This is a genomic window from Streptomyces sp. NPDC088762 (genome assembly GCF_044750905.1).
In the GTDB taxonomy this organism is placed as follows: Bacteria; Actinomycetota; Actinomycetes; order Streptomycetales; family Streptomycetaceae; genus Streptomyces.
This window is the reverse complement of the sequence record NZ_JBIVKT010000023.1, coordinates 66,715-90,677: the sequence shown is the minus strand read 5'-3', so window position 1 is coordinate 90,677 and position 23,963 is coordinate 66,715. Positions and strand designations below refer to the sequence as shown.

Below are 23,963 nucleotides of genomic sequence, written 5' to 3'. Positions count from 1 at the left end.
CGCCGTGCGGCCTAGGCTCGGCCCATGGATGACTCGATATGGGTGGGGGTGCGGGAGCGGGTGCAGTCCCTCATTGCCGCGCCGGCCGGTGACCGTGTTTTTGGCGCGATCGGGCACAAGTTTTTCCTTGAAGACCCTCTGAGCCCGGCAGAGCTGGCCGACCTCGAAGGTCAGATGGGCGTATCGCTGCCCGGGGAGTACCGCGACTTCCTCCTCCGGGTGGGCGCCGGAGGCGCCGGGCCCTCGCATGGGGTGTATCCGGTACGACTCATTCAGGGTCGCTGGCGCTGGGAGGGAGATGGAGCCGATCTGGCTGACCTGTCCCGTCTGGCCGAGCCGTTTCCGCGTGAAGGTGCCGATCCTGAAGCTGTCCAGTTGCTGCTGTCCGAGCAGCCCGAAGAGGACGACTTCGAGGACATCGAGGACTTCGATGACGCCATTGAGGCATGGGAAGAGCGCTGGGAACCCGTGATGTGGTCGGCGGACCGCACTGTCGGCGCGGTCGTGATCTCAACGCTGGGGTGTGCCGCCCGCGAGTGGCTGATCATCAGTGGTCCGGAGGGTGGGCGAATCTGGTCCGACAACAGGGCAGATGAGGAGGACCTGAAGCCGCTCCTGGATGACCACGGCACACCGATGACCTTCACACGCTGGTATCTGACGTGGCTGGAGAGGGCGGAACGTCAGCTGGCATTGGCCCCGGTGCCAGACTGACTGGCGGGCCCGGAGGAGGTTGCCGCGGGCTTCCTTGTCCAGCTGTCGGTGTGGGGGCCTTTGCGCGTCAGTCGCCTGGTCATGAGGGTGTTGGCGGCCCACGTGGTCAGGGTTTCGGAGTGTTGGACAAGCCGCTCGTAGTCGCGTGCGTGTCGTCGGGCGTGTACCTCATCCAGGCCAGCGTTCGTTCGGTACCTGCCGTTCGCGCCGGCCGGCACCTGGCAGCCGCCTTGCCGCGGCCGCGGGCCTGTCGGCCCTTGTCGAGCTTGAGGGGCTTGAGGGACTTGAGGGCCTTGCGGGCGGCCTCGGTCGCCTCCTTCGGCACGGGGTACTTGCGCCGCCGGGCCTCGGAGGTCACCCCAGTGATGCGGCGCTCGATGCAGTTCGGCGCGGCCTCCACAACCTCGTCCAGCCAGGTCACAAACACCACGAAGGTGCCGACTGTGACGGCACTCAGCGGCAGGCGGACGCCCCGCTGCTCGGCCAGCCAGCCGTGGAATTCCTCCCACAGCTGCCAGTCCCGGGCGTAGCCGGTGCGCGTCTTGTCCGGCCGGATACGCCCGAGATGCTCCTCGGCATGCGTCTCCAGCGCGGCCAGGACGCGGCAGCCGGGTCGTACGCCGCGAGCATGCCAGCGGCCGGAGCGTCGTCGACGAGTTCGGCGTCGATCACCTCCACCAGCCCGAGCTCGTGCAGGTCGCCGTCTGATGGTCCGCGCCGGACTCACCCGCGCTGGCTGTGCCGGGACGGCCAGCCTGGTCCAAGCGTCCGGCGGATCGGGGGGCCGGATCGACCGGGGCGCTCACTTCAGGGTCTCCAGGAGCGAGGCGAGCTTCTCCCGTTCCTCCAGGAGCCGGTAGATCTCTTGGAGGGTCAGACGCCGCAGGTCGGGGTCCGGCTCGGCATCCGCCCGGTCTAGGCGGGCGTACAGGTCGCGCAGGCGTTGCGCGGAGCGGGCCGCCCTTCGCCTGGTCGCCTCCGTGAGGCGGTCCTCCTGCCTGGTGAGCTGTTCCGCTCGGGTGAGCAGCAGCTGGATCCGCTGGCGGGCGCCGTCCACCTCGTGCCGGTCGCGGAAGGTGTCGAACCGCTGCTTGAGGGAGACGAGGTCGTCGTCGAGGGCCTCGGGGCTCAGGTGTCCCTCGGCGACCAGGGCGCGGGCGAGTCGGTCCTGGGCGCGGCCGAGTTGGGTCGTGGCCTGCTGCACCCCACGCTGGGCCTCGCGGACGGCGCGTAGGGCCTCGGCGACCGACACCGATCCGTCGGCGGAGCCGGGAAGGTACTCCTGGTACGGCTGGGCGGTGTCACGCCACAGGTCTTCCCGCTCGGTCCGGTACGCGTCGGCGACGGCCACTGCCACGTCGGGGGCCCGGTCCCTGCTGGTCCGGGATTGGGCCACGCGGAGGGGGTCCCTCCCACCCGCCCGGGTGCTCTGCGGCTCCTCGGCTTCCACCACGTCCAGCCAACTCATCCACTGAGAGACCTGCTCCCGAGGAGCGGCCAGCCGTTCGATGCCCCCTTCGATCTCGTCATAGGGCAGCTGAAGGGTCCCGGGATGCGTCCTGATGGTCCACAGCACGTCCAGCAGCGACTCCAGCACGGCGGAGCCCGGAAGGCGGTTGCCGCTGAGGTAGTGGAACAGCGTCGACTTGGCCATCGGCACCAGCGGGGCGAGCGCGCCGGCGGGCGTGCCCTCGGGCAGGCTTCGCTCCACCAGTTCACGGAGCTTCAGCGCGAACGCGCGCCTTGCGGGAGGCACTTCGGCGGCGATCGGCTTCATCCTGCGGCCCGGACGGTTCTCCTCGGACACCGAATTCTCCTTTCTGACCTGCACGTTAGGAAAGTCTCAGTCTTTGTCTCATACTCGTGAGACAAAGAGCGGCAGCGTGAGACAACTACTGCCGCCCCGTCACTTCTCCTGCCCGGGAGTGCCCGTGCTCACTGTCGCCGTCAACGCCGCCGCCAGCGGCCCCTACACCGTGATCGCCGTCCTGCTGGGCGCTCTGATCGCCGTCGTGGTCTTCTTTGGGGTCCAGCAGCCCAAGCCCCGCGGTCTGGCGGCCGGGTTCTGGCTGGCGGTCATCACCGCCGGTCCGGTGGGTGCCGGGACCTACTACTTTGCCGTCTCGGTCATGTCGAACCTGAACCTGCTGTAGTCCGTCCCGCCCGGATCCCGGGCGACGGAGCGCCCCCATCCGCCGGGGCCCGGCCGCTTGGCCGGGCCCCGGCCGCGTTGCGCGCCGTGTCCGCCGCTGCGGGCCGCTCACGCGCCCGCCTCCTGCGGGCTGTTCGCCGCGGGTGCGCCGAGGTGGCGGGCGAACCGCTGGTGGGCGGCCTGCTTGCTCACCCCGAGGGCCTTGCCAATCCCGGTCCAGGACTCGCCGCCGCGCTGGGCGGCACCGGCCGCGGCACGGCCCGCCCCCTCGGCGAGGGCCTCCAGTCGGGCCACCACGGTGAGGGCGGCGAGCGGGCGCTGGTCGGCGAGTTGGGCCAGCAGGGTGCGGGCCTCGTCCAGCAGGGCGTCCGCCTCGTCGGGGACGGCTGCCGCCGTTGCCGGGTGAGCGTGCAGCGTCTGCCACTCGGCGAACGGGCCGCGGCCCGCCTCCCGACCCTCGGTGTCGCCGAAGTCGACGGGGTGGACCGTCTCGCCGCGCCACTGCCTGACCTCCCGGCCGCGGGCGTCGTAGCAGTTGCAGCCCGCGCGGACGCCGACGGCGAGCGGGCGGCCGTCCTTGCCGTCGAAGTTCCACCAGCCGGTGTTGCCGGAGGTCGGGTTGTCGTCGGCGGTGGCCTCGCGGCCGTCGGCGAGGACCGCAACCGCGTACCCCTCGTGCAGTCCGTCCTCGGTGGTCCAGCCCATGCGCGCGCCTCCGCTTCATCGTCAAGGATCCTTGACGATGAAGCAACATTCCCACAACGACCGACGCCCCGTCAAGAAGTCTTGACGCACTAGACAGTGTCCGTTTTATCGCCTCGGAAAGTGGACGGCTGGGACGCCGACAGCTACCTCCTGTCCTTCACCGTGCCGCACGCCGGGGCCCGAGGCGATCGCAGCCGACCTGCGCCTGGACCAGCCGCTGAAATCCGAGACCCCGCTGCCTCCGAGGGAGCACCCGTCCCCGGTGTCGTTCGCACACCTCGGTCTGCCCAGTCCCGACACCGTGCCGAACGCGCGCACCGGCAGCGTCTGCCCGCCGTGCATCGGCGACAAGCGCAGGTCCATGCTCCAGAGCATCGGCATCACCCTCCAGGACCTGGGAGGCGGGGATCACCCGGGTCTATCTCGGGGGCCAATGAAAGAACGGGGCCGAGGGCCTGCCCTGCCACACGGGTGCGACCCGGTTTGGCCAGGCGGGCGCAGGGACCGGCCGCCGGCTTCGTGAGCACATCACGCGCGCGTACCCGGAACCCGGGGAGGCGCTCCTGCGTGACCAGGCCGCGTTGCCTAAAGATGTACAGGCGTCCGTGAGCACCTTGGGGCTGATGTCAGACACCCTCTCCCGCAGTGCTCGGAGGCAGTGGTTGGTGTGCATCCGACCGCGGAGCTCCAGGCCGCGAATGCCGAGTTCCAGTTGCTGGGACTGCCGATGAGTTCCTCGTCGGCACACCTACGGCGCCGGACGGCCTCGCGCTCATCGTCGATTGGGCCATCGGCGGCGAGCGAACGGACGGAGAACACGTGCAACAGGGAAAGCACCGCCACGGATGTGGCCTGGCGCGGCCCCGGCCCTGAGCGATACATGATCGACAACCCGTTCGGCACCGCGGCAACGTCCTCTCCTGGAGAGTGCGCATGAGGCCTGCGGACACGGCTGTCGTGTGTGGAGCAATCCATGGCGCACACCAGCGCCGCGGCGAATATACTGAGCGCACCAAGTTGCTCAGGCACGAAAGGCCCTCCACCACGGTGGAGGGCCTTTCGCATTGCTATGCCCGCTTTGCCGCCGGTCTCAGGCAACCTGCAGCTTCGGCCGTCCCGTCGGGGCCGGCGGCGCCTGGTGGTACGTCGGCAGCTTCAGGTTCGGGAGGTCCCCCGCCTGGATCCGGGCGAGGGCCGCGCGGAACGCCGCCTCCATGGACTCCGGGGTCTCGTACTTCGCCGCGAGGGGGTGGAGGCGGTAGGAGTTGCCGGTGCGCTCCTCGCTGCGCGGCCGCAGCACGATGTTCAGGTCGCACAACGGCGCCATGAGCCCGCTGACGGCCTGGGGCGTGACCCCGTACTCGGCCGCCATGTCCTTCTGCCGGACCGGCAGCGTTCCCCCGAAGTCGCTGCGGGAGACGAGGTACTGGAGGAACTTGACGGCCGACCCCGACAGCGGCAGGGCCCAGATGCGCTCCGCGACGATCGGAGACATGACGTTAGCCATGGAACAACCTTCCTCGTGAGCGGTCGCCCGTGCTCGGGCCTGGCAGCGCTATCACCCGGTTCGCTTCCTTCTCTGAACAGGTTCCTCGACCCCGAAGTCGAGGTCCAGCTCCTCCTGATGGGCCCCCTCCGGCCCCACCGCGTAGGGGAACGCCTCGGGGTCGTACTCGTGCCTCTCCGCGATCTCGGCGAGAACCTCGTGCTGGGCCGTGCTGTTGCCCTGGAACCACAGGCGCACGTTGATCTGGATCCGGCCGTTGCCGGCCTTCTCCACCCAGTTGTAGCCGCAAAGGGCCTGGACGGCACGGTTGACCGTGGAACGCGTGATCATCTTGCCGCCCTTCCGAGCGGCGATCGTGTTCAGACCGTCCGTGATCTCCTGCTGTGTGTACTGGGTGATTCCGGTACCCGGCACCTGCCCGCCCGCCACGAAGAGGAAGACGCAGAGCTGGGACTTGGTGATGCTGTTGGCGACGGCCAGCTGGGCGAGCAGCTGCGTGAACCAGTTGCTGGCGAGGCTGTACCCGGCGCCTCCTGCCATGTCGTGGACGGCTTTCGGGTCGGCCGCGTACTCGAAGTGGACGCCCTTGAGCCGGCGGCGGCCGCCGGGGTCGGCGGCCTGCGCGACCTTCTCCCCCAGCTGTTGGCCGAGGACGGCCAGGATGTCTCCGTACTCGGCTTCGTTCCCCACGGCGGCGGGGACGGGTACAGGCCGGGGCCCGCGCTGTCGACGACGGGCGGGCGGATCAGATGTCACAGGACCTCCTTGTTACTCAGGCGGTCCGAGACTATCCAAAAAATCAACGGGTGCTTGTCTTTTGGCGCGACGACGCGCCGGAGGGGACCTCGGACCCAGGCTCTGTTCGACTGGGGCTCCAAAAGTCCACGGAGCGTGAAGTTATTCGGCCTCCAAGCGCCGAAAGTACACCGCTCCTTGATTTCGGTTGTCGTGATGGGAGCACATTGGTGTATATGCCATGTAGCGAGGGAAGGGTTCTGCTCCGATGGAGGGCACCCCTCTGACCTGGGGTGATCGGGAGCCGACAACCACCTGCAAAAAGTACACGGGTGCTTGAGTTTTCCGCGAAATGTGCTCCCCAGCGCTACATTTGGCGGCTCCAAATGTGTCCTGGGGGACACATGGGCATCGGCAAACCCGCAGGTCAGCGCCCTAAAATCGCGGCGCTCTCTTACTACAAGAGCAACCTCGACGAGGGCATCAGCATCTGCTGACCTTCCGTGAGCTGTGCCCGGCGCACCTGGACTTGACCCCTACTCAACCGGACAATCACTCACATACCACCCTCTACGACACCAGCCAGCGGACCCTAACCCACCCGGAACTGTGCGCTGCACGACACACATCAGGTCCCCCTCCTCAGCCGACGACGTGTCCAGCCACTCTTTGCCGTAGCCCTCATGCCCAGTGAGGGCGCCCAGCGCCCGAGCGGTGCACCGCCGACCGTCAGGGAGGCGGGGCAGGGCATGAGGGGGAGCGGGTCCAGGGCGCCCAAGCGCCTGGCGAGGGGGTCTGGGGGGCGAGGAGCCCCCCATGCCACGGCCGGTCCAGCGCGGCCAGGCGCTGGCGGGGTCCAGGGGCTGGCCCCTGGGATTCACGGTCCGCGGGTGGTCAGGGACAAGAACCCTGATTCAGAGATCACCGCCGTGGAGTGGGGCCTGCTCCGGCATCCCCACAGACGGTCGTCCGGTGGTATTGCTGTGCCTGCCCTGACCGGGGAGTTCACCGCACGTGCATGCAATGATCAACACATGACGGAGTACTCCTGGCCATGGGAGAACGACGGGGACACAGCCCCCAATACGGCAGCGGCCTGGCCCGAGACCGTCAGCGCTCTGCCCGTCGGTACTCGGATCACCGGTGAGGTCATCGGCCGACAGCCCTTCGGAGCGTTCCTCTCCATTGACGGCTGCCCTGAGGCCCTTGGCCTGGCGCGGGTCAACAGGATGCCCCGGTGCATGCAGCTGCCGGCCGTGGGTCAGCGGGTCACAGGCGAGGTCATCTGGCACGCTGACCACAATTGCCAGGTGGGCATCATGCTCAGCGAGTGGGCCGAACACCAAGATCTGCTGCCTCGGTTCCGCGTCGGCCAGGTCGTTGTCGGGCATGTCACGAAGATCGCGGCCCCGATCGGATTCTTCGTACACCTTGCAGACTGCGTCGAGGCGTTCGTGCCAGGCAGCGAGGCGGTTGTGCCTGTGGAGGCGGTGTCAGAGGGTCAGGAGATGTCCGTGCGGATCACCGGTGTCGACCTTGCACGGAACCGGATCCGCGGCTCAATGTGACGAGCGGTTCAGCTGGCAGCGCTCGATTTGCCCCTCCGAGAGACCGGGTCGGCTCTGCTCCACACTCTCCGGCTCTCTCGCCTTGCCCGATAGGGCATCACTCAGAGAGCCGGGTAGGGAACCGGTCAGCCGGGTGTAGTCGTCGCAGACTCGATCCCAGCGCTGCTCGCGCACTGATGCGAACATGGATGAGAAGGCGTAGATCCACCACGGATCCAGGCCGGTCGCCGCCGTTTCGGCGCAGTACACGTCAGCCGGGACGTCCACGTAGGTGACAGGACTCTGCCCCACCTCCGCCATGACCGAGGCGATGCCTGCCAGGTCCGTGGACTCGGGTCCGGTGATGTCATGGTGACGTCCGGTCGGCTCACCCAGCGCGAGCGCGGCGAGGGCACGGGCCACATCGTCGCGCGCCACCAGAGAAACGTGACCATCCGCGGCGGGGAGCCGCAGCAGCCCGGTCGCACGTGCTTGCGTGAGCCAGGGCTGGAAGAACTCGATGTACAGCGAAGCCCTGGCGAACGAGTAGGGGATGCCCGAGTCCTGGAGCAGACCTTCGGTGAGCCCGTTGACCACGGCATAGCAGAACGGTGATGCCAGGTCGGCGTCGACGCTGCTCAGCGCCGCGACATGGCCGACTGCCTCAGCTGCTGCTGCGGTGACGACGTTGCGGTGATGCAGCAGCATCCGCGCATCGGGCCCGTCACTGGAGATGAAGACCAGAGTGTCGACACCCTTCAGTGCCGCACGTAGCGCGGGCGGGTCAGCGTAGTCGGCGACGGCAACCTCCACCCTCGGCGGCATTGCGCGGGTAGGCAGCTTCCGCCTGGTCATCGCTACGACCTCCACGCCGGGCCGACCCGCGAGCAACTGCACCACCCGGCCACCCAGACCGCCCGCTGCCCCCGTCACCGCGATGCGCATCGTTCCCCCCGCCGCCTTGTCAGTAGACGAGCAGCACACTAACCGGCCCACTGCTCCTCGCTCTTCGATCTTCGCCCTGTTGGCATGGGCGAGACAGACGGAGACTGTTGAGCGGGTAACCCCGAAAAGTTCCCCGGCCAGCGGTGCCAGTGCCCTGACTGGGCCTGCCCCTGGACCGGGTGGTCGCCGCCGACCGGGCCCAGAACAGAAGGGCGCGATCTAGTGCCGGTCAGGCCTGGACGATCTGGCCGATGAAGACAGAGGCCTTCGCCGGTGTGCCTCCAGCCATGTGCCGGCGTGCTCTCGGACGGCCTCTGCCACTCAGGCGCGCACGGTCGCGTTGCCCAATCCGCCGCGCGTGGCGCCGTAGAACTCAGGCCGGTCCAGCTTCAGTGAGACGACCGCTGTCAGGCCTCTGCTCCCACGCTAGGGGGTTCATGGAAAAGGCCAGGCCGGAGCCAGTTGCGTGCGGGCATGGACGGGCGGATGAGCGCCTGGCCGGCGTGGGAGTCCCGATTCCCGGCGCACGACGTCTCGCGGCGACCGGATGCGGCTCTATCGTGCCCCCGGGTGACAGCCATGGCCGACCGCTCGAGGACCCAATACGGACAACACCGCCCATAGGCAAGCAACATGTTTCGGTGTGGCGCTTCACCTTCCCCCGAGAAGGTTAGTAAGGTACCCGCATGACCGCTCCATACGATCCGGAAGTCAGGGAAAAGGTAGTCGCCAAGCTGCCCGCCTCCCTGCGGCAGGAACTCAAGGTCCGTGCAGCCCAGTTGGGCGTGGACATCCAGGACGCCGTCACCGAGGGCGTCCACGCCTGGCGTGCCGACGCCTCCGCGGCGACGCCCGTGGACACCTCCGGCGCCTCCTCGTTCTCCACCTACCTCCCCACCGGCCTGTACGGGGAGTTCAAGGAGGACTGCCGGGTTCGGGAGGTCCCGTACAACCAGGGCCTCGCCCAGTCGATCCGGCTGTGGCTCGACACCCACCCCTCCCCCACCGGGCGCCGCCGGCCGTCCCATGAGGGCGCCCGCCGGATCGTGGTCTGCAATCAGAAGGGCGGCGTCGGCAAGAGCGCCATCAGCAACGGCGTCTCCCAGGCCCTCGCCGAGACCGGGGCTCGCGTCTGCGTCATCGACTTCGACCCGCAGGGCCACCTCACCCGCCACCTCGGCGCCGAGATGCTGGGCATCAAGGAGCCGAGCCTCGCCAAGCACATGCTCGGCGAGATCGAGGGCCGGGTCCGCGAACTGCTCGTCCCCATCGAGCACGGTGCCTTCGCCGGCCGCCTCTTTCTCCTGCCCGCCTGCAAGGACGCCTTCCTCCTCGACGCCCGCCTCGCCACCACCCGGCACGTGCGGACGAAGGAGACCGCCCTGGAGAAGGCCCTCGAGGAGCTGGAGGAGGACTTCGACTACATCGTCGTGGACTGCCCGCCCAGCCTCGGCTACACCATGGACACAGCGCTCTACTACGCGCGCACCCGCGAGGGCGAGGCGCCGAAGACCTCCGGCATCATCGTCCCGGTCCAGGCCGAGGACACCTCCGCCGACGCGTACGACATGCTCAGCGAGCAGATCGAGGACCTGGTCGACGACCTCGACATCGAGATCGCCCAGCTCGGTTTCGTCGTCAACCTCTACGACAGCCGCAAGGGCTTCGTGGTCACCTCCTCCCTCAACAGCTGGAAGGAGTTCGGCGACCCGCCCGTCATCACCGTCATCTCCGACCTCAAGGAGCAGCGGGAGGCCGTGCGCGTCAAGCTGCCGCTGCTGCACTACGCGCCGGACTGCGAGCAGTCCGAGGCCATGCGCGAGATCGCCCGGAGGATCGCGACGTGAGCAAGAGCGACCTCCTCGGCACCGGCGCCGCCTTCAGCAACGCCCGCCGCACCGGCGGCCGCAGCGAGCGCGGTCGGGCCAAGGCCATAGCGCAGGGCGACGTGCCGGCGTACGAACTGATCCGGGTCCCGCTCGAACAGGTCTCCCCCACTCCCCTCAACCCGCGCCGCAACTTCGGCACGGACGAGGAGATGACCCGCTTCGGCGAGGAGCTTCGCCAAGCGCAGCTCTCGGCGTGCGTCGTCGTCACGCGCGGCGCCTACCTAGCCCTGTGGCCTGACCACGACTCCCGGATCGGGGCGGCCTCGTACGTCCTGATCAACGGCGAGCGCCGTTTCCGCAGTGCCGCGCACGTGGGACTGGAGTCGCTGGACTTCGTCGTACGGGACGACCTCGCGGCCTCCCGGACCGACTTCATCGACCACCTGCTGGCCGAGAACCTGGAGCGGGAGGACTTCGACGTCATCGAGCGCGCTCGGGGCGTGCAGCAACTGGTCGACTCCTGTGTGGAGGAGGGCGGCCGGGAGCACGGGGCGAGGTCGCGTGCGGCGAAACGGCTGGGCAAGGCGCCGTCGTGGGTGACGAACCAGCTGGTGCTGCTGGAGCTGCCTGAGGAGATCCAGGCGATGCTCAGCGCGGGGGAGATGCCGGAGCGGGACGGCCGCATGCTCGCGCGGGCGGCGAAGGACCGTCCGGACGCCGACGCGGCCGAGCTGCTGGCGCTGCGGGACGAGACCAAGGCCCGTGAGGCCGAGGTCAAGGCGGCGCAGAGGGAGATCCTGCGGGAGGCGCAGGAGGTCGTGCACTCCCGGGCGGTGGCCGACCCGGCGTCGGCCCGGGGAGCAGCGCGGGCGCCCGAGCAGGGCCCGCAGCCGGACCGACTTTTGTCCGCGGACAAAAGTCGGGAGCCGGAAGCCGCTCCCGCGCCGCCGACTCCCGCGGTGGCGACCGAACCGGTCCGGGTCAGCCCCACTCCCCCGGCGTCCGCACGTGCGGCGGCAACGTCCGCCCCGCAGGACGGGCTACTGACCGACCGCGAGCCGGACAGCGTGATTCCAGCCCAGGGCAGCAGCCGGACCCCGGACGACGCAGGGCGGGTGCCGTGGCACGACGCGCAGGCCGTCTTCGACGCGATCCAGCAGCACATGCCGGCGAAGCAGCGCGCGGAACTGACGATGCTCCTCATCGACAACAACTGACGGACGCCGCAGGGCCTCTCGCTCCTACGGGCCTCACCTCGAACCCTGAGGTGAGGCCCGTCGTCGTTGCCGACCCGGGCCAGTTGTTTGCGAAACTGTCTGCTCGCGAGGTACTCGATGCCGGGGGGCAGCCGTGCAGTTCACAGTCCTGGACCAGTGGTCGGAGGGCCGTGCCCTCCGCAGTCGCCAGGCTGCGCTGGTGATGGACGACTGGGACGACCACGGCCACAAGACCACGTTCCAGTTGTGGGTCGGCCGCCCGGACGGGGATCCGGTCTACATCGGCTTCCTGCGGATCGCCCACATGGACATGGAAACCGACGAGGACTTCTCGTGGATGTCCGACCGGCTGCCTGAGCGTTTCAAGAGCCTTCCCGAAGGCTGCTTCAGCCTCGGGCAGGAAGACGACTACTACGCGGAGCTGCGGGCGCTGCCGAACGGTCTGGGGGTGGAGATCCTTCGTGCACTGAGCGACGTGGCGTACGACTACGACCATCTGTACCCCACCGTCTCCGAGAGGCACGTGTTCAAGACATCGCTGATGAGGGACACCAGCGCTGACGATCTCCTGCGGATGCATCGCATCGCTCGTGGTGGGGAGCGGGTGACTCCGTACGAGTGGGAGTTCACCGCTGCACCTTCCGGCCTGTCGCCGCCGCACACGTTCACGTTCCGCGCCGATCCGGGCAGCCTGCCTCCCACGAACCTGCATGCGCTGATCGGCCGGAACGGAGTCGGGAAGTCTCATCTGCTGCATGCCCTCGCCCGTGAGGTGAGCGAGGGCGCGGTTGAGGTGCGGAGCCTGGTGGCGGGGGACAGCCCGGCCGGGTTGCAGGGCTGTGTCGTGGTGTCGTTCAGCCCCTTCGACAAGCCATACACCTCTGGCGACGTGCTGCCCATTAAGTACGTCGGGCTGCGACGCCAAACCAATGAGGGCCTGAAGTCCGACGAGGTGCTGCTCGACGAGTTCGTCGAGAGCTTCCGGATCGCGAGGATCGGTGCCCGTGGGACGCGATGGCTGAAGGCGGTCAGCACACTGAACTACGCAGCCAGCGGATTCCTCGACGGGCACATGGAGGAACTCCACAGCTGTATGCGGGTAAGCAGTCTGCCGCGGCTGCGCGCTCGCCTTGCTCGCGTCTTCGGGAGTCTGAGCTCGGGCCACAAGGTCGTCCTTCTGACCGTGACGCGCTTGATCGAGTTGGTGACTGAGCGCACCTTGGTGCTGGTCGATGAGCCGGAGACACATCTGCACCCACCGCTGCTCGTCGCGTTGATGCGGTGTGTCTCCGACCTCATGTCCCACCGGAACGGCATGGCGATCATGGCTACCCACTCCCCCGTCGTTCTCCAGGAAGTGCCCAGGTCGTGTGTCTGGAAGTTGGAGCGGCACGGTGACACCCTCACGGCGTACCGTCTTGAGCTCGAGACGTACGGTGAGAACCTCGGAGAGCTCACCCACGCGGCTTTCGGCCTGGAGGTACCGGCTACGGGCTATCACGCCCGTATCGCGGAGATGGCAGCGGCGGGGATGTCGTACGAGGAGGTCGTCTCCCGCTTCACAGGGCTGGGATCCGAGGCACGCTCGCTCGCGCGGGCGCTGACCTACGCCCGCTCTCCGAGGCATCGCTGATGTTGTGGCCTGACGCACCCACTTTCACGGTCAAGGACGCGGTGGCGGCATGCAACGCCGGGTGCACTGACCAGCAGGACGTCGAAGACCTCGCGGGCCGGCTCACCGACCTGGTGAACGTGGAGGCCTCCTACATAGGCGCCGCGAAGTCCAATGTGCTGTTGGCGCTGCTCCACCGCTTCAAGGGTCAACAGGCTGATCCCGACGAAGACCTGCTGCTCAGGGCGTACAAGAGCGGGCTGGTCGGCCGTGTCGACGGACGCATGATCTATGACGCGATCAAGGCTTCAGCCGTCCAGGGAAGGTGCCCGCTGTGTGGCCTCGGCGAGATAGGCACCCTCGACCACCACGCACCGAAGAACCTCTTCCCGCTTCTCGCCATCACCCCGTCGAACCTGGTGCCGGCCTGTGGGATCTGCAACCAGAGGAAGAGCGGCTCATTGCCGGAGCCTGACGGAGTGGAGGACTTCCACCCCTACTTCGACGTCCTCGAACCGGGCCGGTGGCTCTACGCGGAGGTGACGGACGGCGTAGCCGAGTTCACCGCGAATCCGCCTGCTCACTGGACCGCTCGCGCTCAGCAGAGGATCAGGCACCACTTCGACCGTTACGACCTCGCGACAAGGTACAAGACCTACGCCGTCGGCCTCATCGAAGATAGGAAAGCGACCGACCGTCGGCTCCGGGAACTTGACCATGAAGTGCTGCGGGAAGAGCTGCGCGAGGTCGCACGAAGCCATCAGGCCAATGACCCCAACAGTTGGTCGACCGCCCTGCTCCACGCCCTCGCGGCAAGTGACTGGTACATCACCAGCGGGCAGACCGGCTGAGCGTGGCGAAAGGGCCCGGCGGGCCGATTCGGTCCGACTTTTGTCCGCGGACAAAAGTCGGCGCCGCGATGGCCCCCAGCTGTCCTGGACGGGCAAGTGCTCCCGACTTTTGTCCGCGGACAAAAGTCGGGCGACCGGGGCCCGGGAGCCGAGCGGGGGGCGTGGACCAATGCTGCCGCGGTGTGGCGAGGGTCCTACGGGCGGGCGCAGCCAACTCCGGTGGTCTCAAGCGGAGTTGGATTCTGACAAAGCTGCTATATCGGGATAGCGGGGCTGCTAGGTTCCGTGTCGTTCCAGCGGTAACCGTTATGAGCAGAGAGCAGACGACCCGACGTGCCTGAATTACTTACCCCGCCTGACGGGGCGATACGCCCGCGATGGGATCCCCGGACGGAGCCGTGCGTGCAGGCTCTGACCCTCGACGACCGGCTGGTCGAGCGGAGCCTGTTCGAGGTGCTCCACCATGCCGATGACCTGCGCACCGTGGAAGGCGCCACGCCGGGGGAGAAGGTCGCGGTCATCGAGTTCCTGCTGGCCGTCTGCTACGCCGCCGGCGCCTACCCGGCGTCCGCCGACGACTGGCCCGCCTGGGTGGACGAGAAGAACGCGCTGCGGCCCGCCGCCGAGTGGCTCGCCCGGCGTCCCGAGGACGAGGTCTGGGACCTGTTCCATCCCACCGAGCCGCTCGGGCAGAACGCGCTCCTCGCGCCCTTCCTCGACGAGCACGGGGCCGGCCCGGCGCAGCTGGTGATCGAGCGGGTGGGGGACTACAACCAGTTCTTCGACCACCACCACCTCGAACACCCCAGCCCGTTACCCGTGGCCCAGGCCTTCCGCGCCATGCTGACCCAGCACGTGTACGGGCCTGCAGGCCGGGCCCGGATCTCCGGCAAGGCGACCCTCGGCGCCACCATCACCAACCTCGCCGCCACCCGCCTCGGTACTCGCATCCGCGTCATCGCGCTGGGTGACACCCTGGGCGAAACCCTCCGGCTGAACCTGGCCCCCGTATCCGGACCGCCCGGCGAGCTCAACCTCTCCTGGACCACGGGCAAGGAGCGCCGGGGCTTCACCGCCAAACCCGCGGGCCGTCCCGTCGGCGGACCGGCCGACCTGCACAGCTACCTCGGCCGGTCGGTCCTGCTCCGCCCGACACCCGACGGGGACGCCGTCGATCGGGTGCTGCTCGGAGCGGGCGAGCTGCTCGCGCTGGAGGACGAGCACCTCCAGGACGCGGTGTACGCGAAGAGGGCCGACGGCACCAGCAAGCCGTTGTGGGCCTCGGCCACCCGCGCCGTCTGGCGGCAGGCCCACTCCCTCTACGCCGCGGTGAACGAGGCGCGTTCCGAGGCCGGTGCCAACGACGGTGCGACCTTGTACAAGCGGCTCGCGCTCTTCCCCCCGGAGGACGTCGCCCCCGAGCCGGGCCAGCAGCCCGCGCGCCGCATCGAGCTGTGGACGGTTGGTCTCGTCGCCAAGCAGACCACCGCCATCACCTGGGTCGACGGGACCTTCCCCTTCGCCCCGGGCCTGGAGGCCAGGCTCTACCTCGCCTCCTTCCGGGGTTCGGAGATCGCGGAGTTCGTGGCCTCCGCCCTGTACAAGGCGGCGTACGCGGCCTGGACCGTCGCCTATCCGAACCCCAAGCCGGGCGACAAGGACGGGCAGCTGGCCCGCTTCGACGCCCGCGCCGAGCACTGGGCGGCGACCCGGGAGCCCTTCGACCTGCTGATGGAGCGGACGACCCTGTGGGAGCCCGTCCACGAGTGCCTGTTCGACTACGCGGCCACCGTGGCCGCCGAAGCGCGCCGGTTCCTCACCGAGCACCTGGACTCCCTCCCGCGCAACTCGCAGGGGGCCAGGACGAGAGTGGCCGCCCTGAAGCGGTTCGACGACGAGCTGGCGCTGCCCAAGGCCCCGGCCGAACTCCGGGAGGAGAAGGCATGACCACCGAAGCCGCGTCCAGGTCCGGACCCGAGACCAGCGAAAGCGGTGCCGCACTCACCGCCTGGCTCGCCAGTCTCGTGCACAACCACGACTACGGGAGCCTCGCCGATCTCCGTCGGCCGCGGGTACGCAAGGAACCCCACTACCGGGCCATCTGGTACAGCCCGACCGAGGGCCAGCGGGAGGTCTACGAGCAGGTCGCCTTCCTCTTCGCGGTCTACCACCAGGGCCGGCCGAAGCCCTCGTTCGGCTACGGAAGCCTCGGCGAGGCGGCCCGCCGTATCGGCGGAGGAGCCGGCCGGGGACCCGACGATCCGGGTGCCGCCCGCCTCGTCGACCGCATCGTGTCCAGCCGCCGCATCCCGTGGCGCCACCTCCAGCATGCCGTCACCCGCCTGCGCACCTGCGACCAGCCGCCGCCGTCCTGGGCCCGGCTCGCCGACGACCTCTCCCGCTGGCACGACCGCAAGCCCCGCGTCTCCGACGAGTGGGCCATGGCCTTCCACATGCCCCCGCCGCGTCCCGCCGCAGCCAGGCCCGCAGGGGCCTCCCGCACCTCCACAGCCGACACGTCCGAGAAGGGCACCACCACGTGACCAGCAACGCCTCCGCCGCCGGCACCAGCCAGTTCCTCTCCCTGCACCTCCTGGAGACCCTGGTCGCCGTGCTGCCCGTACGTGACGAGAACGGCTCGCCGAAGTCCATCGTGTACGGGGGCACGGAACGGCACATGATCACGAGCCAGGCACGGCGCCGGGCCGAGCGGGTCCACACCCGCAACCGCGCCAACGCGGGCATCGGAGCGCTGGCCGGCCGGGGCACGGGAACCCGTACCAGGGAATGGGCCGTGATCACCGGCAAGGCGCTGGCCGACACCCACGGCTGGGACAGGGACGAGGCCGTCCGTACTGCCCGGGCCGTCATCGAGGCCACCGGGCTCAAATTCGGCGACCCGGCCAAGAAGACCGTCGCGAACCTGACCAAGGTGCTCCTGTTCGCCCCGTCCGACGCGGGCGCGCGGATCGCCGCCCACATCGATGCGGAGGCCGAGGAGATCCGGTCGTGGGCGGGGGAGTACCTGGAAGCACAGGCGGCCGTCGCGGCCAAGGGCAAGAAGGGCGGCCGGAAGACCGCCACCGCGGAACCGGAGCCGGAGGAGAGCGGGGAGGGCGGCGCCGCGGCCGATGCCAAGCTGCCCGCGCTTCCGGCCGCGACCCGCGCCGCGGTCCTCACCGCGCTCGCGCCGCGCGACGCCATCGACATCGCCCTGTACGGCCGTTTCCTCGCCGAGATCGCCGACTCCCCGAACGTCGACGGCGCGGTACAGAGCGCCCACGCGTTCACCGTGCACGAGGCCGAACAGGTGGACGACTTCTACGCCGCCGCCGACGACGCGAAGCTCGACCGGAAGAAGAACGCGCTGGACTTCCTCGACGCCGCCGACGACGCGGGGGCCGGCATGACCGGCTACCAGTCCCTGATCACCGGGACCTTCTACCGGCACGCCGTGCTCGACCGGGTGCGGCTGCGGAACAACCTCCGGGCTGCCGGCATGAGCGCCGAGGAGGCCGAGGAGGCGTCCGTCGCTGCGGAGGCCGAGTTCGTCACCGCGTTCGTCGACGCGTTCCCCGAGGCCAAGAAGAACTCCACCGCATCCACCGGATCGCTGCCCGCACTGGTTCTCGCCTTCGAGGGCGAGCGGCCGTACAACTACGCGGCGGCCTTCCAGGCCCCGATCGATGAAAGCCCTCTCGACAAGGGAGGCGAGGGCCCGGCCGGCCCGGCCGCGGTCAAGCGGCTGCTGAAGCACCACGCCTTCGTCAGCCGGCGCCGCCCCGACATCGCGCACGGCCGCGTCCTGACGTACGACCCGCAGATCGACGAACTCCTGCGCACGCTCAAGGACACCGGCGCGACCTCCGTCGACTCCGCCGAGGAGCTGACGGCGTGAGCCACGTCCTGCTCGTACGGCTCGCCGCCCCCCTGCAGTCCTGGGGGGCGGTGTCCCGCTTCTCCCACCGCGACACCCACAGCCGTCCCACCAAGTCGGCGGTGATCGGCTTGTGCGCGGCGGCCCTCGGCCGGGACCGGACCGATTCCGTGGATGACCTCGCCGGGATCGCCTTCGGTGTCCGCGCCGACCACCCCGGCACCCCGGTCCGCGACTACCACACGGTCGGCGCGGGGAAGTTCCCGTTCCGGCCCCGCGACGTCATCACCGACCACCGGCGTGCGGCAGCCGTCGCCAAGAGCATGGAGACGGCAGAGGGACCGGGCTTTGGCCACCACGAGCTCGCCGGGTGGTACGGCGCCCCGAAGAAGATCGCCGCCGACCCCGTCTCCGGGACCCTCGTCTCGGGAGAGCTTTCCCGTACGGCGCTGATCACCGAGCGCTGGTACCTGTCGGACGCGGCGTTCGTCGTGGGCCTCCAGCACGAGGACCGGACGCTGCTGGAGGAGATCGCGTACGCGCTCGAACACCCCAAGCGGCTGCTGTGGCTCGGCCGGAAGTCCTGTCCGCCCTCCGGGACGCTGGCGGCGGAGATCTTGCCCGGCACGATTGCCGAGGCGTTCGCAGCCAAGCGGCTGCTGCCGGGCCCGGAGGGGCCCGAGCCGCCGGACCGGCGCCCCTGGGCGTGGATCCAGGCGCCCTCGGGTGCCCGGGGAGCGTCACTGGTCAACGACCACCCGGTCACCTTCGATCCGGCGCGCCGCACCCACGCCACCCGCTGGGAGACCCGTACGCGCATCACCATCGCCCCGACCGCCACCGATTGGGACATCATCCCGTGAACAGCACCCGTACCTCCACGGCGCGCTTCGTCGCCACCCACTCCGTCCTGTCCCTGAACGCCCGCCATCCGCTCGTCGCCAAGTCGCTGGTCGACGCCCAGGAGATGCACCGCACCGTGATGAGTGGGTTCCGTGGCTGGGTCGAGGACGGCGACCCGGACGCCCGCTCCCAGATGGGTGTCCTGTCGACCTGGTCGGTGGACCTCAAGGCGGCGGCCCTCGTGCTGGTCGTGCAGTCCCGGATCCCTGGGGACTGGGCCCGGATACCGCGCGAGGCGTTCACCGCGGCGCCCCACATCATCACCGTCGACCGCACGTTCAAGCAGGGCGAGGTCGTCGGCTTCCGTACGGTCGTCAACCCGACCCGGAGCAGGCCGCCCGGTCCGGGCAGGCCGGATGCGGAGAAGACCCGCGGCACGCGGACCGCGCACACCACCCCGGAGCACGTGAAGCGCTGGTTCGTACGCCGCCTCCAGGGCGATGGTGAATCGGCGAGGGCAGAGGACGGAGTGGCCCGCATCGGCGCCACCGCCGACCCGGCCGGCATCGGCATCCGCATGCTGCCGACGGTCTCCAGCGCCCACCGCCGCAAGCCGGTCCGCATCGGCCGTGCCGAGATCCGAGGCTCGCTGACGGTCACCGACCCGGAAACCTTGGTCGCAGCCCTCTCGAACGGCGTCGGCCATGCCCGTGCGTACAGCTGTGGGCTGATCCTGACCCGCTGAGGGGCAGCCGAAGGGGCCCGACTTTTGTCCGCGGACAAAAGTCGGGCCCCTGAGATCGAGCAGTGGGCGGGCACATCCCCGCACACGCGGGGTCAAGGAAGCTCTGCTCCTAACGGGGGCCATTCCCGCGGACGCGGGCTCCCGCAGGTGCCGAGGCTATGCCCTGGGGCCATGCGGCGACCAGACCCTCATGCACGGGCAAGGGCCTTACTGCTTGCCGTTGCGGCGCATCAGGATCGTCAGGGTCGCCCGGGCGTCGCGCCGGCGCTGCGGGTTGCGGAAGAGCACGGAGGACGCGGCCACCGTTGCCACGGCTCCGGTGTAGGCCAGGCCGGTCGCGGCGGAGAGGGTGGCGGCCTCCTGGAGCACGGACTCCAGAACGGTCAGCAGAACGGACATGAGGATCCCCTCGGTGTTGCCGCCCCGGTGGCTTCTCCGCCGGGTGCGGTTCCACAGGTATCCGGCGTCCGGAGAGCGTCCGGTGAAGTCCGGTGCATCGGGGCAGCGTTGTCAGGGCAGGTCAGAGGGGGAATGGGAATGTGTCCGGTGAAGTCTTCCGCGCGCGATGGACAGAGTGTCGATGCTTCGATCCCAGGCTTCGCGGATGAGCTGAAGAAGCTCTACCAAGCGGCGGGAGGCGGCAAGGACCTCTCGTACCCGCTCGTCCTCAGCCGCACCCTCAAGCGCGACGAACAGGTCGACAAGCGCCGGCTCAGCGCCTGGTTCCTCGGGAAGGAGGTGCCTCGCAAGCCGGAGCACGTCGCGTACGTCATGCGCGGGCTGATCCCGTACTTGAACAAAAGGGCGGCACGGTCCCCGGCCCATCAAGGGAAGAGCGAGGCCACCTGGGGCTCCCTTCTGCGGGCGGCGCAGGCCGTCAGCAGGAGCGGGCAGGGAGGACGGGGCACACGCGTCGATGCGGCCTCGCGGGGGCGCCTCCTGCGTGGCCCATCCCGGGCCCTCCGGGACGTCTTCCCGCGCCGGTTCGAGGAGCGGGAGGAGGAACTGACCGAACTGGAGGCCTTCGCGACCGCCCCGCACGGGGCTCCGGCATACCTGTGGTGGCAGGGGGGCGCCTGGGCGGGGAAGACCGCGCTGCTCGCGTGGTTCGCTGGCCTCCAACTTCCCGCCGGAGTCGATGTCGCGCACTACTTCATCTCCGGCCGTCTCGGTACCGACCGTCGTGAGGGCTTCGTCCGTGAGGTGGGGGAGCAGCTCGCATCCGCCGCGGGCATGAGGCGACCGCCGGCCGTCGACGTCGAACACCCCGACCTGTCCCGGCTGTACGAGGCGGCGGCGCGGGCCTGCGCGGATCGCGACCGGCGACTGCTGCTGATCGTCGACGGGCTCGACGAGGACGCCGACGCCGGCCCGGACGGAGCGGGCATCGCCGGTCTCCTTCCCAAGGAACCTCCGCACGGCATGCGCGTCATCGTGACCGGGCGGCCCAACCCCCTTGTCCCGCGGAAGCTTTCTCCCGACCACCCGCTGCGCGATCCCGGCATCATCCGTCATCTGCCCGATTCGCCCGCGGCGCGGATCATCCGGGACATGGCCGAGGAGGAGCTGGACGGCCTGCTGACCGACCCGGACACCGGTCAAAGGCTGTTGGGGCTGCTCACCGCGGCACAAGGCGCCCTCACGGGATCGGACCTGGGAGAGCTCCTCGGCACATCCCCCTTCCTGGTACACCAGAAGCTCCGCAGTGTCGTCGGCCGCAGCATGGCGCCCACCGAGATCGACCGGCTCGCCCTGGGCGCGAGGGCCGCCGCCGAGGCGGATGCCGAAGCCGGCCGACAGACATTCGTCCTGGCCCACGATGAACTGCACCGGGCCGCGGCCGAAGCCCTGGGCGAGGCCGCTCTGGCCACGTACCGGCAGGACCTGCACGCCTGGGCCGAGACCTACCGCGTCAGGAACTGGCCCGAGAACACGCCGAACTACCTCCTCACCGCCTACACCCACCTCGTGGAGCGCGGCGGGGACGCCGACCGCCTGGCCGACCTGGTCCTCGACCCAGGGCGCCAGCTCCGCCTCGTCCAGCGCTCCGGACCGGACGTCGCCCTCGCGGACCTCGCGCTGGTCGCCCGCGGATCGGGTCTGGCCGTACCGGCAGGTGTGGCCGTGTCGAGGGAGTCCCTGCTCTCTTACACGCGCTCCCTGCCCCGCTCGGTGGCGAGGACAGCCGCCGTGAACGGCGATGTGCGCAGGGCCAGGGCCCTGGCGAGCTCGTCCCCACAGGCCGCGGCGAGGGCGACGGCATTGGCCGCGGTGGCCCAGGTACTGCGGGACGGCGGACGGAAGGAGGATGCCGCGGAGACCGCGCGGGAGGCGGCGCAACAGGCGCGCACGGCGCTGCGAGAGGCGGGTCAGCGGCTCGGGTACGTCGCCGATGAGGCCGAGGAAGCGGCGGGGCAGGCCGTGCTCGCCCTCCTGGTCACGGGACAGATCGATGCCGGTCTCGAACTGCTCCGATCCACTCACGGGTCGAGCACGGCACGGTACGACGCCTGGGCGGAGGCGGCCGCCCTGCTGGCACCGGACCATCCGCACTACGCGGCCGGGCTGCTGGATGAACTGGAGGAAGAGGCCTCGGAGCGGGCCGAGGACCCGGGGGAGGGGAGTGCCGTAGCCGTCCAGATCTGGGAGACCGTCCTGGCGGCTGACCCGGACCGGGCGGACCGGCTCCACGACCGGATACTGGCTCACGCACGCCAGGTGTGGGATGCCGCGCCCACGCTGGAGAACCTGTCCGTGCTGGCCCTCGCGGCCTCGGCCCTGTCCCAGGACAGGCCAGAGCCTGCCGCAGATTTCGCGGACGTTGCTCGTCGGCACATGGAGTCGGTGTTGCTGAGCGGCGGCGCCCCGCCGATGTCCGCAGCGGACGCCTTCCACGTGGAGTTCGGCTTCCACCACACCCTTGCCCGGCTCTCCCGGGCACTCACCGACACCGGCACGGCCCCGGATGACGTTCGCCGCCTCCTGGAGGAGGTGCGGCGGGCACTCCCCGCGGGAACGGGCGTCCGATCCGAACCGCTGGAAGCCGATGAGTACGGAGACGACGAGGCTGAGGCGGAGGCCGAGAGGCTCGCCGACGAAGCCTTCCGGCTGTCGGGCCTCGGTAGGGGAGGTGAGGCGAAGGACTGCCTGGACTCCGCTCTGGCCCTGCTTCCCATGGCCGGCCCGGGTATGGGCCACGCCCCTGTGTGGCTACCGGGCCTGACCGCAGCACTCGTACGAACCGGCGAGGCGGAAGGCGGCGAGGAACTCCTCGACCTGTGGCAGGACCCCGCTGGCCGGGCCCGTGCACACGCCGCCATGGCCTTGGCCGCCACGGACCTCGGCTCCCTCCGCGACGCCCGCAGGCACGCCTACCGTGCCGCCCAGGCGGTCGCCGGGATCGTCCCCGACGGCAGCCCGGAACCCTACGACGGCACGTGGGCGCACGCCGCGCAGGCGCTGGCGAGCGCGGGGGAGGGGGAAGGAGCGGCCGCGCTGTACCTGCTCCGCAAGCACACGATGCCCGCGGACCGCACCAGGAGAGCGGCATGGCGGTACAACGACCGGCTGGCTCGCATCGCCGTGGCGACAGAACTGGCGGAGCACGACCCGCAGGCGTCGGAGGAGCTGCTGCAGCCTCTCCTCGACGGCCTGTACGCCAGCAGGAAATCACCGACCGGGGCGTCCACCCTGCTGGCCCGCCTGGCGGAGTTTCTTCCCGCAGCCGCCCGCATCCCCGGAGGCCCGCATGGTGAACTCCTCCACGAGGTGAGGGAGGTGGGGCTCGCCCACATGAACCGGGCCCCGGCAGAAACCTGGCAGCCCGAATCCGTCCTCGTACACACCCTCCTGCGGATCGGCGCGGGAGAACACCCCGGCCGGCAACTGGACTGGCTGACCCGCGACCTGGCGAACCGCGGCCCCGCGCACTTTCCCTCAGCCGCCCTTGCGGTGGTCCGTGCCGCATGCGGCGACAACGAGGAGGCCAGGCAGGTGGCCGAGAGACCCACGAACCCACGGGCACGCGCAGCCGCGCACGCGGCGGTGGCAGGACACCTGGCCCGCGTCGAGGTCCGCCCGGTCCCCGGGCCCGACCCGGCGCAGCCGGACCCCTTCGTCCGCACCATCCGGCACCTGGCCCTGACCGTCACCCCACGCCAACCGGCCGACCCCCGGACAGCCGCGGGATTCCTCCACCGCAGTCTGGACTCGGCTGGCTGGTACCACGCCCTGCCGGTCCTGACCCGGGTCGAACCCGGCGCGGTCGCACGCATCCGGGACATCGCGGCGGCCCACGCCCGCGCGAGGCAAGACGGCCGGTCCGACTGACGCCACGCCGACCGTCTGGTATCCCTGAGTGGTGCCTGCTCCGATGCAGGCTCCCGGGTACGCGGGGATGACCCCGGCCGTGGCACCGTCCGAGAGGACATCCCGGCCTGCTCCCGCACACGCGGGGATGACCCTCGACACTCCCCCCGACTCACTCACTCTGAGACGCTGCTGCCCGCGCACGCGGGGATGACCCCGACCTGCCCGCCGTTGGGCACCGTTAGGCACCCTGCTCCCCGTGCACTCGGCAAAACGAGTGGCCGACCGAGGCCCAGGGGTTGTTGCTGTGGGGGCGGGGGGGGGTGTTGGGGGGGCCACCTCCAACCCGCCCCCCCAACACCCCCAGCCAGCCCGG

General features: G+C 69.8%; 19 protein-coding genes and 1 pseudogene. 13 read left to right on the top strand and 7 right to left on the bottom strand.

The window, feature by feature from the left end:
• Positions 1-24: 24 nt before the first annotated feature.
• A complete protein-coding gene (locus ACIP5M_RS34005) occupies positions 25-714 on the top strand; it encodes an SMI1/KNR4 family protein (RefSeq protein ID WP_401204360.1) in 690 nt (229 codons plus the stop codon).
• Here the strand turns inward: ACIP5M_RS34005 and ACIP5M_RS34000 are convergent.
• A pseudogene (locus ACIP5M_RS34000) lies at positions 690-928 on the bottom strand (IS5/IS1182 family transposase); the annotation flags it as partial. The gene ACIP5M_RS34005 and the pseudogene ACIP5M_RS34000 sit on opposite strands and share 25 nt — an antisense overlap.
• Before the next feature lie 588 nt (positions 929-1,516).
• Positions 1,517-2,521, bottom strand: a complete 1,005-nt coding sequence (locus tag ACIP5M_RS33995; protein WP_401204357.1) for a hypothetical protein — start codon at positions 2,519-2,521, stop codon at positions 1,517-1,519.
• Between the two features lie 124 nt (positions 2,522-2,645).
• Between ACIP5M_RS33995 and ACIP5M_RS33990 the strand changes: the two genes are divergently transcribed.
• Positions 2,646-2,867, top strand: a complete 222-nt coding sequence (locus tag ACIP5M_RS33990) for a hypothetical protein (RefSeq protein WP_401204354.1) — start codon at positions 2,646-2,648, stop codon at positions 2,865-2,867.
• A gap of 107 nt (positions 2,868-2,974) precedes the next feature.
• Here the strand turns inward: ACIP5M_RS33990 and ACIP5M_RS33985 are convergent, their stop codons facing one another.
• The 3 genes from ACIP5M_RS33985 to ACIP5M_RS33975 all read right to left on the bottom strand — a co-directional run bounded on the left by ACIP5M_RS33985 (position 2,975) and on the right by ACIP5M_RS33975 (position 5,768).
• Positions 2,975-3,571, bottom strand: coding sequence for a hypothetical protein (locus ACIP5M_RS33985; protein ID WP_401204351.1), 597 nt, complete (start codon positions 3,569-3,571; stop codon positions 2,975-2,977).
• Between the two features lie 1,090 nt (positions 3,572-4,661).
• Positions 4,662-5,078, bottom strand: coding sequence for a hypothetical protein (locus ACIP5M_RS33980; protein WP_401204348.1), 417 nt, complete (start codon positions 5,076-5,078; stop codon positions 4,662-4,664).
• 51 nt (positions 5,079-5,129) lie between these two features.
• Positions 5,130-5,768, bottom strand: coding sequence for a hypothetical protein (locus tag ACIP5M_RS33975; protein ID WP_401204345.1), 639 nt, complete (start codon positions 5,766-5,768; stop codon positions 5,130-5,132).
• Positions 5,769-6,847: 1,079 nt separating this feature from the next.
• On the opposite strand from ACIP5M_RS33975, the gene ACIP5M_RS33970 reads away from it, so the two are divergent.
• A complete protein-coding gene (locus ACIP5M_RS33970) occupies positions 6,848-7,381 on the top strand; it encodes a S1 RNA-binding domain-containing protein (RefSeq protein WP_401204342.1) in 534 nt (177 codons plus the stop codon).
• Here ACIP5M_RS33970 and ACIP5M_RS33965 read toward each other — a convergent pair.
• Positions 7,373-8,305, bottom strand: a complete 933-nt coding sequence (locus ACIP5M_RS33965; protein ID WP_401204339.1) for an NAD(P)H-binding protein — start codon at positions 8,303-8,305, stop codon at positions 7,373-7,375. The genes ACIP5M_RS33970 and ACIP5M_RS33965 overlap by 9 nt on opposite strands.
• 686 nt (positions 8,306-8,991) lie before the next feature.
• Between ACIP5M_RS33965 and ACIP5M_RS33960 the strand changes: the two genes are divergently transcribed.
• The 9 genes from ACIP5M_RS33960 (at position 8,992) to ACIP5M_RS33920 (ending at position 19,279) form a co-directional block, all read left to right on the top strand.
• Entirely contained in the window at positions 8,992-10,152 is a 1,161-nt protein-coding gene (locus tag ACIP5M_RS33960) for a ParA family protein (protein WP_401204336.1), read from the top strand.
• A complete protein-coding gene (locus ACIP5M_RS33955; RefSeq protein ID WP_401204333.1) occupies positions 10,149-11,351 on the top strand; it encodes a ParB/RepB/Spo0J family partition protein in 1,203 nt (400 codons plus the stop codon). Before ACIP5M_RS33960 ends, ACIP5M_RS33955 begins: the two co-directional genes overlap by 4 nt.
• 202 nt (positions 11,352-11,553) lie before the next feature.
• Positions 11,554-12,984 (top strand): AAA family ATPase, encoded by a 1,431-nt coding sequence (locus ACIP5M_RS33950; RefSeq protein WP_401204384.1) that lies wholly within the window; start codon positions 11,554-11,556, stop codon positions 12,982-12,984.
• Positions 12,984-13,814: an HNH endonuclease gene (locus ACIP5M_RS33945; RefSeq protein WP_401204330.1), complete on the top strand. Its 831-nt coding sequence runs from the start codon at positions 12,984-12,986 to the stop codon at positions 13,812-13,814. The genes ACIP5M_RS33950 and ACIP5M_RS33945 overlap by 1 nt, the downstream gene beginning before the upstream one ends.
• Positions 13,815-14,216: 402 nt before the next feature.
• On the top strand, positions 14,217-15,761 hold the full coding sequence (locus tag ACIP5M_RS33940) for a type I-E CRISPR-associated protein Cse1/CasA (RefSeq protein WP_401204327.1): 1,545 nt from the start codon (positions 14,217-14,219) through the stop codon (positions 15,759-15,761).
• The gene (gene casB, locus ACIP5M_RS33935) at positions 15,758-16,357 is read left to right on the top strand and encodes a type I-E CRISPR-associated protein Cse2/CasB (RefSeq protein WP_401204324.1); all 600 of its coding nucleotides are present in this window, start codon (positions 15,758-15,760) and stop codon (positions 16,355-16,357) included. Before ACIP5M_RS33940 ends, casB begins: the two co-directional genes overlap by 4 nt.
• Positions 16,354-17,712: a type I-E CRISPR-associated protein Cas7/Cse4/CasC gene (locus ACIP5M_RS33930; protein ID WP_401204320.1), complete on the top strand. Its 1,359-nt coding sequence runs from the start codon at positions 16,354-16,356 to the stop codon at positions 17,710-17,712. Before casB ends, ACIP5M_RS33930 begins: the two co-directional genes overlap by 4 nt.
• Positions 17,709-18,554 carry a type I-E CRISPR-associated protein Cas5/CasD gene (gene cas5e, locus ACIP5M_RS33925; RefSeq protein WP_401204317.1) on the top strand — a complete coding sequence of 282 codons (846 nt, stop codon included), beginning with the start codon at positions 17,709-17,711 and terminating at the stop codon, positions 18,552-18,554. Before ACIP5M_RS33930 ends, cas5e begins: the two co-directional genes overlap by 4 nt.
• Positions 18,551-19,279, top strand: coding sequence for a type I-E CRISPR-associated protein Cas6/Cse3/CasE (locus ACIP5M_RS33920; protein ID WP_401204314.1), 729 nt, complete (start codon positions 18,551-18,553; stop codon positions 19,277-19,279). Before cas5e ends, ACIP5M_RS33920 begins: the two co-directional genes overlap by 4 nt.
• 207 nt (positions 19,280-19,486) lie before the next feature.
• Here the strand turns inward: ACIP5M_RS33920 and ACIP5M_RS33915 are convergent, their stop codons facing one another.
• Positions 19,487-19,678, bottom strand: a complete 192-nt coding sequence (locus ACIP5M_RS33915) for a hypothetical protein (RefSeq protein ID WP_401204311.1) — start codon at positions 19,676-19,678, stop codon at positions 19,487-19,489.
• Between the two features lie 147 nt (positions 19,679-19,825).
• On the opposite strand from ACIP5M_RS33915, the gene ACIP5M_RS33910 reads away from it, so the two are divergent.
• Positions 19,826-23,608 (top strand): hypothetical protein, encoded by a 3,783-nt coding sequence (locus ACIP5M_RS33910; protein ID WP_401204309.1) that lies wholly within the window; start codon positions 19,826-19,828, stop codon positions 23,606-23,608.
• The last annotated feature ends 355 nt before the right edge of the window (positions 23,609-23,963 follow it).